Source organism: Rhodanobacter humi (assembly GCF_041107455.1).
Classification (GTDB): Bacteria; Pseudomonadota; Gammaproteobacteria; order Xanthomonadales; family Rhodanobacteraceae; genus Rhodanobacter_A.
Window position 1 is genome coordinate 2,228,986 of the sequence record NZ_JBGBPY010000001.1, and the last position, 12,993, is coordinate 2,241,978.

The window sequence follows — 12,993 nt, forward strand, 5'->3', positions numbered from 1 at the left end:
CCTTGCGGATCGCCGCGTCGTTATTCGTGTCGGGACGCTCAGGCGGTTTCGCGCGTCTTCGTCTGGCGGATGCGCTCGGACAGCTGACGATTGAACTTCAGCATGGCCGTGGCATTCACGCTCGATCCATCGACGCCCAGGATCTCGTAGAGATTGCTGAGCATGTCGGTGTTCTCAGCCAGCGTCATCGGGCTGTTCGCCAGCTCCAGTTCCGACTGCAGGATCTGCATGGCGGTGTTCAGCCGGTTCGGGTCGACCGCGGCATCGGCATGAGTCACCAGGCGGTGGTGGGCGTGGCCGATGCGGCCCCGTGCCCGCTGTGGCGAGACAGTTTCGGAGCTGTACTGCGAGTCGTCCCCGCCGCTGGCGTTCGGGTCGGCCTGCAGGACACCCTCACCGGCGACGAGCCAGATCAGAGAGATACCCAGCGTGCGGGCCAAGGTGACGCAACGCGCGCGGGAAGGGTCGGTGTGGCCATCGCGCCAGCTGCGCACCACGCCTTCGGAGAAGCCGCACATCCGTGCGATCTCGGTGGCACTGCCCACACGCTGGATCAGCAACTTGATGCGATCGGCGAAGGTCGACTGGAGCGGATCGTGCGGAAGCTTCTGCGTGCTCATGGTAGTGGCCGTATGACAGGAGGATTGATCGCAAGTTTGCGCGTTTTCGTGTCGAAAGAGCGTAGCGGTGACGTGAAGGAAGCGTTTGATTGCGATGAATTCTTGCGGCCGTGGTCCAGCCCCTGCATGTCCGCTCCAAGCGCCTTCAACCGATGGCTCGGGACGGAGGCTCCCGTGGAAAATGATAAGCGTCGCCAAGAAGTTTCGGTTGACAGGCGCCATGTGTCCGTTTCGTCTACGTTCACACAAAATTGTGGGTAGACCGGCTTGACTTTCCCGTAGCCATGCCATTTGGGCTATGCTCAGCGTTTCCCCCGCGATGAAACCGAGGCGCCCCACGCTACCGGTTTCCGTGTCCGATCCAACTCAGTAACGAGGCTTACCCCCATGCGCAAGATGGTTTTGTCGGTGATGTCGTTGGCCGTGCTGGCCTTGGCCGGCTGCGGTTCGTCGACGTCGTCGTCAACGGAGAGCGGCGCCGCCAGCGCCAGTTCGACAGCGGCCGCCACCGCCGGTTCCGTGAGCGGCACGATCACGGTGCGCGGCCCGATCCAGCCGTCGCCGAACGCGCAACTGGTAATCAACCTGGTCGACGTGTCCTCCGCGCAGGCAGGTTCGGCGCCGTTGGCCAGCAAGACGGTGCCCTCGGGCGCCACCTTCCCCTATTCGTTCGAGCTGAGCTTCAAGCCGGGCGAGATCAACCCGGCCGACCTGTACGTGGTGAAGGCGATCCTCACCGACGGTGCCCGCCACTACTCGATGCCGATCCAAGCCCCGGTGCTGACCAAGGGCAACAAGAACCAGGCCACGATCGAACTGGTTGCCGAGCAGACCCCGGCCGAAAAGGACCTGGCCGACTTCAACGCGCTGATCAAGCAGATCGGCGGCATGAAGGTGTCCACCGGCACCAAGCTGGACCCGAACGCCTCGCGCGGCTGGCAGGTGTTCCGCCAGAACGGCGAGACGAAGGTGATCCGCGAGCTGGTGGATTACGGTGACAAGGGCTTCACCAGCACCGACTTCGCCTACCGGAACGGTGCGCCGTGGGTCGCCGTGCAGCAGAAGAAGGCAAGCAAGGATGCTGCACCCAGTTCGATCGTGAGTGCCAGCTGGACCGAGAACGGCATGGTGGTGCTGCACGAACAGCAGACCGGCAGCAAGAGCGGCGAGCTGGATGCCGATGATGCCTCCAATCTGCGGCAGCAGGCGCTGACCATCTACAACCTCGCCGGCGGCAACAAGAAGAAGTAAGCCACCACGTCCGCTTCACGAAAAAGGCCGGCAATGCCGGCCTTTTTCGTGGCATCAGCAAACATCAGAAGGCGTACTTCAGGCCCAGGTTGACGCTGTTGTACTTCTGGCTGTTGTCGCTGAAGCGGCCGCTGTAGCCCACCCAGCCGCTGAACCGCGAGTTGAACTGCGCGGACAGGCCCAGGTCGGCGGTGCCCCAGGTCTGGTCCGGCACGTAGCCGGTCAGTGCGAAGCTGCCGTTCATGCTGTTGAGGCCTGCGGTGACGGCGCGCGCGTCGGCCTTGTCGTCGTGGTTCCAGGCGATCTCGGCATACGGCGCCAGCACGGTGCTGCCGGCCTGCCAGTGGCCCTGCACGCGCCAGCCCAGCGTGCCGATCAGCGCATTGCGCTGCTGGCGGCCGAACCACATCGCGGTGCTGTCGTTGCCGTCCTCGTTGTAGCCGTTGACCTTGACCGTCTCCCACTCGAGGTTCGCGAACGGCCCGGTGCGCACGCTGCCGAGGTCGAGCCACCAGCCGCCGGTGAGGCCCGCGCCCAGGTGCGAGCCGTCGGCCTTGCCGGTCTCGCTGCGCGAGGTGGCGCCGATCGCGATGCGGCGGTCGATGTTGCTGAAGTTGGACTGGCCGAAGTCCGCGTAGCCGCCCACGTAGCCGCCACCCTGGTGCCAGGTGACATAGCCCAGGCCGCTGACGTCCTGCAGCTTGTAGCCGCCACCGCCGGTGAAGTCGGCGGTGTGCTGACCCACGCCCAGCGCGAGGCCGGCCGAGAGGTTGTCGCCGACGCGCACGTCCACGCCCAAGGTGAGGTTGACGTTGTTGCTGGTGGTCTTCGGCGAGTCGGCCTGGCCGTCGAAGCGCTGGTGCGCGTAATCCACGTTGACGAAGGCACGGGTATCGCTGCCGTTGCCGTCGGCCAGCATCTCATTGCGGATCGCGCGGGTCTGCGCGGTGCTGGCGGCCAGCGGCGCCTCGCCCAGCAGCGAGATCTGGCCGGGCGCGGCGAGTTCGGACAGGACGATCTGGGCCAGCATCGCGTGCGTCGCGGTGGTGGGATGCACGCCGTCGGCAAACAGGTAGCTCTGATCGGTGCCCGGCGCGTAGGAGAACGGCAGACCCGAACCCTGCGGGCCGCACTGTACCGAACTGCCGTTGCAGGCCGGGGTGGTGACATTGCTGAAGCCATAGGCCGCGGGATTGGCGATCACCTCGTTGAGCAGAGCGTAGGTATTCACCGGAATCACGTTCAGTCCCTGGCCGCTGAGCTGCGCCAGGCCCGTGTTCAAGGTGCCGTTGAACAGCACCGCCAGTTGGGTGGCGCCCGCCGAGGCGGCCGCGCCGCCGGCCATGCCATCGGGGGTCTTGCCGATGTTCGGCAGGTTGTAGACCACCACGTACTTGGCGCCGCTCGCCTGCAGCTGGCCGAGCAGGCCGAGTTCGGTCGTCGCGGCCTTGACGGTGCCGGCGGCAAGCGCGTTCGGGTCGGTGGTGGTGCCGGTCAGGTAGAAGATGTCGTTGGCGCCGCCCCATACCTGGTACAGCGCGTTCGAGTCGGCATGCCCGCCGTTGGCGGCCAGATACATCTGGAACTGCTGCGGCAGCGTCGGTACCGGAGCCACGCCCTGCACCACGCCGGCGCCGCCGAAGGCGTAGTCGGTACCACCCAGCAGCGAGGCCTGGATCGGGCTGCCCAAGCCGGCGGCGACCAGTTCCGCCGCCGTCTTGCCGGGGTTGGTGGTGAAGCGCAACGGCGTCGGCGACCCCTGCGCAAGCGACAGGTTGCCGGCGTCGCTGAGGCTGTCACCGAACACAACGATCTTGCTGAAATCGGTGGCGCTGGCGGCGGTGCTGAACAGCAGGGCGGCCGCAATGGCGCCCACTAGGTGACGGGTACGAAGCATGCGGATACTCCCCGGCCGGGATGGCCTTGTTAGCTGGACGTTACGGTACGGCATTCCATACGGAACCGCATGCTGCAGCGCATCGCTGCAGCATGCGCGGTCGCCCGCGGGAACTCAGCGCTTGATCGCGCGTGACAATGCGTCGGCGAAGGCGCTGTTGGCCGGAGCAGGTGCCGGCTTGGACGCGCCGCCTGGGCGCGGCCCGCGGCCGTCACGCGGGCCGGGGCGGGCGTCGCCGCCGGCCGGCTTGCCGCGCGCCTGGCCCGGCTCGTCGTCGAGGCGCATCGACAGGCCGATGCGCTGGCGCGGGAGGTCCACTTCCATCACCTTGACCTTGACGATGTCGCCGGCCTTCACCGCATCGCGCGGATCCTTGACGAAGGTGTGCGAGAGCGCCGAGACGTGGACGAGGCCGTCCTGGTGCACGCCGATGTCCACGAACGCGCCGAACGCGGCCACATTGGTGACGCGGCCTTCGAGGATCATGCCGGGGCGCAGATCCTTCACGTCCTCCACGCCTTCGGCGAAGCTGGGTGCGACGAATTCGGGGCGCGGATCGCGGCCGGGTTTTTCAAGCTCCTTCAGGATGTCGCGCACGGTGGGCAGGCCGAACTTGTCGTCGGTGTACTGCTCGGCCTTCAGGCTGCGCAGGAAGCCCAGATCGCCCATCACGTGGCGCACCTCGCGGCCGCATTGGGCGATGATGCGCTCCACCACCGGATAGGCTTCCGGATGCACGGCGGAGGTGTCCAGCGGATTGTCGCCGTTGGGTACGCGCAGGAAGCCCGCGCACTGCTCGAAGGCCTTGTCGCCCAGGCGCGGCACTTTCAACAGCGCCTTGCGGTTGGCGAACGGGCCGTTCGCGTCGCGGTGCTTCACCACGTTCTCGGCCACGGAAGCGGACAGGCCGGCCACGCGCGCGAGCAGGGCGGCGGAGGCGGTATTCACGTCCACGCCCACCGCGTTCACGCAGTCTTCCACGCGGGCGTCCAGCGCGCGCGCCAGCTTCACCTGGTTCACGTCGTGCTGGTACTGGCCCACGCCGATCGCCTTGGGCTCGATCTTCACCAGCTCGGCCAGCGGATCCTGCAGGCGGCGCGCGATGGAGACGGCGCCGCGCAGGCTCACGTCCAGCTCGGGAAACTCCTTCGCTGCGAGTTCGGAGGCCGAATACACCGAGGCGCCGGCCTCGCTCACCACGATCTTGGCGAGCTTGTGCTCGGGATGGCTCTTGGCCAGCCCCTTGATGAGTTCGCCCGCGAGCTTGTCGGTTTCGCGCGAGGCGGTGCCGTTGCCGATCGCGATCAGGTCGACGTGGTGCTTCATGCACAGGCGCGCCAGCGCGGCCAGCGATTCGTTCCACTGCCGCCGCGGTTCGTGCGGGTAGATGGTGTCGGTGGCGAGCAGCTTGCCGGTGGCGTCGACCACCGCCACCTTGCAGCCGGTGCGGATGCCGGGGTCCAGGCCCAGCACGGTCTTCGCGCCGGCCGGCGCGGCCAGCATCAGGTCCTTGAGGTTGTCGCCGAACACGCGGATCGCCTCGTCCTCGGCGCCTTCGCGCACGCGGCCGAACAGGTCCAGCGTGAGGTGCAGGTGCAGCTTCACGCGCCAGGTGAGGCGCACGGTTTCGCGCAGCCAGGCGTCGGCGGCGCGGCCGCGAGCATGGATGCCCGCATGCGCGGCCACGCGACCCTCGCCTTCGGCATGGCCTAGCTCGGCGTCCAGCGCCGGTTGCAGGTCGAGTTCGATGATGCCTTCGTTGCGCGCGCGCATCAGCGCCAAGAGGCGGTGCGAGGGAATCTTGCCCACGGCTTCGACGTGGTCGAAGTAGTCGCGGAACTTCGCGCCTTCGCTCTCCTTGCCGGCGACCACCTTGGCGCGGATCTGGCCCTTGTCCCACAACCAGTCGCGCAGTTCGCCCACCAGGTGGGCGTCTTCGGCGATGGACTCCATCAGGATCGCGCGTGCGCCATCGAGTGCGGCGCGCACGTCGGCCACACCCTTCTCGGCATCGACGAAAGCTTCCGCGAAGGCCTCGGGCGTGCGCGTGGGATCGTCGCGCAAGCCGCTGGCCAGCGGCTCCAGCCCCGCCTCGCGGGCGATCTGCGCCTTGGTGCGGCGCTTGGGCTTGTACGGGAGGTACAGGTCTTCCAGCGTGGCCTTGGTCTCGGCGCCGAGGATGTCGGCCTTCAGCGCATCGGTCAGCTTGCCCTGTTCGGTGATGCTGTCGAGGATCGCGGCGCGACGTTCCTCCAGTTCGCGCAGGTAGCGCAGGCGTTCCTCCAGCGTGCGCAACTGGGTGTCGTCCAGTCCGCCGGTGACTTCCTTGCGGTAGCGCGCGATGAACGGCACGGTGGCGCCGCCGTCGAGCAATTCCACCGCCGCGCGCACCTGCTCGGTCTTGGCGGCGATGTCCTGGGCAATGCGTTGTTCGATGCTGAGCATGGGTGGATCGGTTTCCTTGCGGCGAAACGGGCCGGCGCTCGCGGCCGGGCCAGCGATGATAGCAAGCCACCCCGATATTCCAGCCAGTCCGGAAGTGCCCGATCGCCCGCGGCAGCGGCGCTGACGACAGCGGCATGCGGGTCTTGCGGCCCGCGTTTTTCGCAGGTGGATCCACAGGGAATCATCAGCGGTTCCAAGCGGGTTCCCAAGGAATCCATCATGCAAGTGTGGGTGCCGCAGCCCATAGTCGCGCTCGGCCTCGCCTGCGTCGGCAGCACCAGCGTCGCCCAGGATGGATCCCGCACCACCAACTTGCAGAATGTGAGGGTCACCGCGGCACAAGGCCAATACGAGACCTACGTCGTCGACTTGCATGCCGGCTACCAACTGGAAGCCTTGGTCGGCAACACGCACAGGCAGTACCCGCAGGCGCGGCGCGCGGCCGAGAGTTCGGAAGCCCTGCGAAAGCGGGTTGGCGCTCCGCAGCCGCTTGTCGCCGTGGCCTTCGACAACTCGTCCGGCCACGGCATCGCAAGGCAGATCCAGCTGAGCGGCCCCGCCCAAGGCACGGTCGCGATCGTGAACTTGTATTGCAAGCAAGCCGCATGGGAAGGCGGTCATCGGTGCCGGATGGTGTTTCAGCGGCTCTGGAACCAAGCGTCTGACCACAGTCTGGCGTCGCGGCAGGTGGAACGCCTGCCGCTGGCGGTGGCGGACCTGCATGACTGGGCAGGGATATGCCAACCTGCGTAACGTCCGCGACGAACCGGCGCCGCCGTCGGTTCGTCGCCATGGAGTCGGCCAGCTGCCGACGCGTGGCGGCTGGCGGGCGTGGCGTGATGGTTCGCCTTGAATTTGCCGTTGCGGTCTGGAGCATGATGGTGGCGGCGGGCACGCCGTGAAGGGCCCTGCCTGGCGGCACCCGGCGCATGGTTTGGCAGGCATGACGCCGCGACCCGGCCCTGCACCAAACCGTGCCGTCGTCAGCATGACGCCGACGGATCGGGGAGCGTCTGTTCGTCGCTGAGCAGTGCGTCGAGGCGCTGTTGCTGCTGGCGGAAGTCCTCATCATCGGCCAGCACGCGCCAAGCCAGGTCGCGCTGCAAGGCAAGACTGTCGCGGAACCCTTCGTCGATCGCCTGTCTCAGGTCGGCGATGGCGATTTTGCGGTCGCCAGCAAGTGCGGCCAGCACCGCTCCACGGTAGACCAGCGATGGCGTCGCCGCGCCACTTTCGCGCAGGCGTGCAGATTCCAGGCTCAGTACCGAGAGGATGGCTTGGCGTTGCGTGTCGCCAGGCGGCAGCAGCGCCGCCCAGTTGGCGAGCTGGCCCAGGCACGCCTGCAGGTCGATGAAGTTCAGGAACGGGTCGCCGTCGGCGAAGCGGCGGCGATAAGGGAGCTGCGCGGCTTCTGATTGTCCGTTCAGGGCCTGCACCTGGGCAGGCAGCTGCTGCAGCGGCACCGTGGATGACGAGTCGATGGTGTTGTCCACTGTAGTGGGCGTGTATTGCACTTCGCCGATGAAGCGGAAGCCCAGGCTATGCACGGTGACGATGTAGCGCGGCCGCGCAGACGAATCGCCCAAGGTGTGGCGCAGCTGCGAAACCGATCGGCTGAGTACTCCGGCGGTGACGTGGCGATGCCCCCAGATGCTGTCCAGCAGTGCGTCCTTGCTGACCATTTCGCCGGCGTGACGCAGCAGGGTCAGAAGCAGCATGTAGGCCTTGGGCTCGACCGGCAACGGCCGACCGTCGCGCTCCAGTCGGTGTGCCGCTGGCTCGACCAGGATGTTGTCGAAACGATAGGTTCCGGTATTTCCAGGTTCGACTGAAGGCATGGCTTCGACCCTGGGCACGGAGATACAGAAAACTACGCCGGCGGCAATTACGTGCGCGTGACGTTGCCGGTACGGCGCGGGGCGATGCCCGCCCGGGCATGAAACACTCGCGGCAACATCAACCCTTCGTCGTGGGTTCCTCAAGATTCGCTGCGGTCCCTGCCGCAGGCCCCGGGTGTCGGCTGCACAGGGCCCGATATCTGCGTTGAACGCGGCGGCTGCGCCATGCCGTTTGCGCCATGGCGCAAACCGGATGCCGCTGGTGTGGCCGGTTTGCCGGAATGGTCCGGATCACGCCGGCAGCGCATCCGGTGGCCCGTGGTTTGCGTGGACGGACTGGGACGCCGTACCGGATGGCGGCCATCCACGCTCGGCCGCCATCCGGATGACTCAGGCGTGGAAGGTGTTGCCGGACGCCGCCTGGTTCGGCTTGAACTCGCTGGCGCGGCCGTTCAGCACCAGGGTGCCGGCGATCAGGTCGTGCAGGCCCTGCTTGCGGCGGGTGAAGGCCACCATGATGAAGCCGATGCAGAGGATGATCGCGCTGAGGTACTTCGCGACGTAGCGGCCCAGTGCGCGCGGAAAGCCGATGCGCGCGCCCTGCTGGTCGGTGACCCGGATGCCCAGCGCCAGCTTGCCCACGGTGGCCTGCCAGACCGAGCTTTCGCAGCAGGCGAAATAGAGCCAGGTCAGCGCCGTGGTCAGCAAGGTGTATGGCCACATGCTGCTGTAGAAATGCTGGTAGGCCTGCATGAAGGACGTGCCGCCGAGCATCTCCTGCTTCATCGCCTCCTCGGCTGCCGACGCGCCGAAGAAGGTGCCGATCACCTTGAACACGATGTACAGCACGATCGCATCGAGGATGTAGGCAGCCACGCGCTTCCAGAAGCCGGCGTGGTCCTCCAGCGCCGCGGCCGTGGTCTGCGGCAGGTTCTCCATCGGCGCAGCAGGTGCCGAATAGGGGTTGCCGGCGGGAGGCGCGGCGCTGCGTGCCTCGTCGGGGAACAGCGCCGACAGCGGCTGCCAGTCGGCCAGGCCTTCGTGCCATGCGAGGTCGTCGCGGCTCACCTGGCCGCTGCGCAGCCACGCGCGCACGTCCTCTTCCTTGTACGGGCCGTGGCGTTCGCCGTCCCGTCCGATCCAGATTTCCATCGTGCCCACTCCTCGCGCTGGTGAATGCGGGCATCATGCCACGAGCGTATGGCGGCGGAAGGGCTTGGTTGGCAAGAGCTGTTCTCCAGGAAGCATCGTGGTCCGGAATGCTGCGCCGAGGACGATGCCGCTTCAGCACCCCGGATGATTCCCTGGGACTTCAACCTGCACGCCTCGCTGGCGGATTCATCGCAAACCCTCAGCAAATCCTCGACCCTCCCTCGCGAATCCCTCAAGTACGTCCCGCTGCGTCGGCCTATGGTTGCGCAACACACAAGGGAGTTCCTCTGGAGGTTTGTATGAAACACACGATCATTGCTTCAAGCCTCGCGTTGGCGTTGCTCTGCGTCAGCGGCGGCAGCATCGCCCAGGAGCATTCGCAACCTGCCAACTTGCAGCACGTCACCGTTACCGCCGCACCGGGCCAGTACGAGACCTACGAGGCCGACCTGAACACGGGCTTCGGGTTGAAGGTGCGCGTCGGCAACAGACACGGGCAGTACCTGGAAGCACAGCGGGCAACGAAGGAGCTGGAAGCTTTGCGGAAGCGGGGCATGGCCCAGTCACCGTTCGTCAACGTGGCCATCGACAACTCGTCCGGCGAACGTCATGTTTGGCAGCTTGTGTTGTCCGACCGTGCACAACGAACGCTCGCCATCGTCGATGTGTATTGCAAGCACTTCGCCAGGGATGGCAACTGGTGCCAGGTGGTTCCCCAGCCTGTTTCGGGGAGCGCAGGCAGTCAGGGACTGGCATCGGGAGAGATGCGGAGCGTATCGCTTGCGCAGGTACAGGTAGATTCTCGTTGAGTCCGGACGCATCATCCGGCGCCTGCACGGAGCGCTGGCGACATGCTGGATGTGGGTAGGTTCGCTTCCCTGCGTGGCAACGGAACAAGGGCCGGCACCGTCATGGGGTCGGCCCTTGGGTTGTGACGTGTTGCCCATCGTGCACGGGGCGGTGCGGCAGGGTTATGCGCGGAGGGTGACCTGGCACGCGTGACGACATCGGCTTGTCGTGCAGGCTCTCGCGTGGATCCTCGCGCAGGCTTCGGGGCGAAGCCGATGGCGTGTCTGGAACGCTGCCGGAGGAACGGGTCGCTCAGGCGGCGTGGCGCTTCAGGTGCACCAGCAGCAGCGAGATCGCGGCGGGGGTGACGCCGCTGATGCGTGCGGCCTGGCCCAGCGTGGCGGGCTGGCTGCGCTTGAGCTTGAGCAGCACCTCGGCGGAGAGGCCGCGTACCTGGTCGTACTCGAAGCCGGCGGGAATCGCGGTCTGCTCGTGGCGGCGCTGGCGCGCGATCTCCTCGCGCTGGCGCTCCAGGTAACCGGCGTACTTGGCCTGTACCTCGACCTGGGCGGCCACGTCCTCGCGTTCCACCACCGGGCCGAGTTCGGGCACCGCGGCAAGCTTCGCGTAATCCAGTTCCGGGCGGCGCAGCAGGTCCAGCGCGTTCGTCTCGCGGCTCAGTGTGATGCCGAGCTGGCGTTCGATCGCGGCACCCAGTGCATTGGTCGGTGCGGCCCACAGCGCGCCGAGGCGCTGCGTCTCGCGTTCCACCGCCTCGCGCTTTTCGCGCAGCGCATCGAAGCGGGCTTGCGGCACTACACCGAGTTCAAAACCCTGCTCGGTGAGGCGCAGGTCGGCGTTGTCCTCGCGCAGGTGCAGCCGGTATTCGGCGCGCGAAGTGAACATGCGGTAGGGCTCGATGGTGCCATTGCTGGTGAGGTCGTCGATCAGCACGCCGAGGTAGGCCTCGTCGCGACGCGGGTACCACGGCGCCTTGCCCTGCGTGGCCAGCGCCGCATTGAGCCCCGCGATCAGTCCCTGCGCGCCGGCCTCCTCGTAGCCGGTGGTGCCGTTGATCTGGCCGGCGAAGTACAGGCCGGGAATCGCCCTGGTTTCCAGCCACGGCTGCAGGCCGCGCGGGTCGAAGTAGTCGTACTCGATGGCGTAGCCGGGACGGGTGATGTGCGCGTGTTCGAAGCCCTTGATCGACCGCACCAGCGCCAGCTGCACGTCGAACGGCAGCGAGGTGGAGATGCCGTTCGGGTAGATCTCGAACGTGTCCAGGCCTTCCGGCTCGATGAAGATCTGGTGCGAGGCCTTCTCGGCAAAGCGCACCACCTTGTCCTCGATCGACGGGCAGTAGCGCGGGCCCACGCCCTCGATCTGGCCGGTATACAGCGGCGAGCGGTCCAGTGCGCCACGGATCAGTTCGTGCGTGCGTTCGGTGGTGTGGGTGATCCAGCAGCTGACCTGGCGCGGATGCTGGTCGCGCGAGCCGAGGTAGGAGAACACCGGCGCCGGGTCGTCGCCGTGCTGTTCCTCCAGGCCCGTGAAGTTGATGCTGCGGCGATCGATGCGCGGCGGCGTGCCGGTCTTCAGCCGGTCGGCCGCCAGCGGCAACTCGCGCAGCCGCGCAGCCAGTGCGCTGGCCGGCGGATCGCCCGCGCGGCCGCCGGCGTACTGGGCGGGCCCGATATGGATCTTGCCGGCGAGGAAAGTGCCCGCCGTGAGCACGATGGACCTTGCGCGGAAGGAAACGCCCATTTGCGTCATCACGCCCGCTGCACGACCGCCTTCCAGGATCAGGTCGTCCACCGCCTGCTGGAACAGGTCCAGGTTCGGCTGGCTTTCCACCATGTGACGAATCGCGGCACGGTACAGCGCGCGGTCGGCCTGGCAGCGGGTGGCGCGCACGGCAGGCCCCTTGGAGGCGTTGAGCGTGCGCCACTGGATGCCGGCGAGATCGGCGGCATGCGCCATCGCGCCGCCCAGCGCGTCGATCTCCTTCACCAGGTGGCCCTTGCCGATACCGCCGATGGCCGGGTTGCAGCTCATCGCGCCCACCGTCTCGATGCTGTGGGTGAGCAGCAGGGTGCGCGCGCCGGTGCGCGCGGCCGCCAGCGCGGCCTCGGTGCCGGCGTGGCCGCCGCCTATGACAATCACGTCGTAACGGGTGGGGTGGAGCATGGTCGCGGACTGGTCAAAAACCCGAAGGCGTTATGGTACTGCGCGAGCCGGGGTGGAGTGTTTGGCATGCAACCTGCTTCACCTCTCTCGCACTTTCATGGGCAGCGGCGGTGCGGGAACGCACGCCGGGATCGGGAGGACAGGGGCCTGATCGCGTGCCGTGAAAGGAAGCAGGACGGCGCCCCTCGGGGCGCCGTCGTTTTTTGCGCAGTGCGGCCATGGATGGATTTCCGCCCGTTGGATTTCCGCGATCGTGGATGATCGCAAGGATTGCCTCCGCCGAAAGCACGAAACCCCCGCAGTGCGGGGGTTTCGTTGTTCAGATCTGGCGCCCGGCGGTCTCAGGAACAGGGGGAATCCAGGATGACCGTATTGCCGGGCGCCAGAAACCGTGAAACTTGGAGGGCTTGGCCGTCTTTGCCGCCAGACCGTGGGTCGATATTCGTCGCACCCACGTGAACATGCGGTGACTGAAACGGGACTTTTTGCCGGCAGGTGGCACTTGCTGACGCCCGGCGTCAGTCCCGGAAGGCGGCCCAGGTGGACGATGTGATGCAAATCACACTTTGGCACGACCAATGCATCTCCCCAGGCAAACAGGACACTGGGAGACGACGCCATGGGCATGAACATCGATTTCGAGAAGTTCTTTCCGCATCACGACCTGCTGATCGAGATCGGCCGGATCGAGATGGCGATGGAGACCCTGCAGGAGCGTGCCGAGAACGAGCGCGCGATGCTGCAGCCGCGGCTGGAGTCGCGCATGGTACGGCTGCGCACCGCGTTGAAGAGCCTGCCGGTGTAAGACCTGCCG

Annotated in this window: 10 protein-coding genes; 4 read left to right on the top strand and 6 right to left on the bottom strand. The window is 66.8% G+C overall.

The annotated features are described in order from the left end of the window. Positions 1–38 precede the first annotated feature (38 nt). Positions 39–842, bottom strand: a complete 804-nt coding sequence (locus tag AB7878_RS09810; protein WP_369494185.1) for a helix-turn-helix domain-containing protein — start codon at positions 840–842, stop codon at positions 39–41. 165 nt (positions 843–1,007) lie between these two features. Between AB7878_RS09810 and AB7878_RS09815 the strand changes: the two genes are divergently transcribed. Continuing rightward, positions 1,008–1,871 (top strand): YbaY family lipoprotein, encoded by an 864-nt coding sequence (locus AB7878_RS09815; RefSeq protein WP_369494186.1) that lies wholly within the window; start codon positions 1,008–1,010, stop codon positions 1,869–1,871. A 64-nt stretch (positions 1,872–1,935) separates the two neighbouring features. Here the strand turns inward: AB7878_RS09815 and AB7878_RS09820 are convergent, their stop codons facing one another. Both AB7878_RS09820 and AB7878_RS09825 read right to left on the bottom strand, forming a co-directional pair. Continuing rightward, a complete protein-coding gene (locus AB7878_RS09820) occupies positions 1,936–3,768 on the bottom strand; it encodes an autotransporter outer membrane beta-barrel domain-containing protein (protein ID WP_369494187.1) in 1,833 nt (610 codons plus the stop codon). Between the two features lie 114 nt (positions 3,769–3,882). Beyond that, the gene (locus AB7878_RS09825; protein WP_369494188.1) at positions 3,883–6,213 is read right to left on the bottom strand and encodes a Tex family protein; all 2,331 of its coding nucleotides are present in this window, start codon (positions 6,211–6,213) and stop codon (positions 3,883–3,885) included. A gap of 219 nt (positions 6,214–6,432) precedes the next feature. Here AB7878_RS09825 and AB7878_RS09830 point away from each other — a divergent pair, with 219 nt between their 5' ends. Beyond that, complete coding sequence (locus AB7878_RS09830) at positions 6,433–6,966, top strand: hypothetical protein (RefSeq protein WP_369494189.1); 534 nt, start codon at positions 6,433–6,435, stop codon at positions 6,964–6,966. Positions 6,967–7,196: 230 nt separating this feature from the next. Here the strand turns inward: AB7878_RS09830 and AB7878_RS09835 are convergent, their stop codons facing one another. Together AB7878_RS09835 and AB7878_RS09840 are read right to left on the bottom strand one after the other, a co-directional pair. Continuing rightward, positions 7,197–8,051, bottom strand: coding sequence for a winged helix-turn-helix domain-containing protein (locus AB7878_RS09835; RefSeq protein ID WP_369494190.1), 855 nt, complete (start codon positions 8,049–8,051; stop codon positions 7,197–7,199). Positions 8,052–8,441: 390 nt separating this feature from the next. Beyond that, entirely contained in the window at positions 8,442–9,203 is a 762-nt protein-coding gene (locus tag AB7878_RS09840; RefSeq protein ID WP_369494191.1) for an RDD family protein, read from the bottom strand. A gap of 299 nt (positions 9,204–9,502) precedes the next feature. On the opposite strand from AB7878_RS09840, the gene AB7878_RS09845 reads away from it, so the two are divergent. Next, complete coding sequence (locus tag AB7878_RS09845; RefSeq protein ID WP_369494192.1) at positions 9,503–10,012, top strand: hypothetical protein; 510 nt, start codon at positions 9,503–9,505, stop codon at positions 10,010–10,012. 292 nt (positions 10,013–10,304) lie between these two features. Here the strand turns inward: AB7878_RS09845 and mnmG are convergent, their stop codons facing one another. Further along, positions 10,305–12,179, bottom strand: coding sequence for a tRNA uridine-5-carboxymethylaminomethyl(34) synthesis enzyme MnmG (gene mnmG, locus AB7878_RS09850; protein WP_369494193.1), 1,875 nt, complete (start codon positions 12,177–12,179; stop codon positions 10,305–10,307). Between the two features lie 619 nt (positions 12,180–12,798). On the opposite strand from mnmG, the gene AB7878_RS09855 reads away from it, so the two are divergent. After that, on the top strand, positions 12,799–12,984 hold the full coding sequence (locus AB7878_RS09855; RefSeq protein ID WP_369494194.1) for a hypothetical protein: 186 nt from the start codon (positions 12,799–12,801) through the stop codon (positions 12,982–12,984). Positions 12,985–12,993 lie beyond the last annotated feature (9 nt).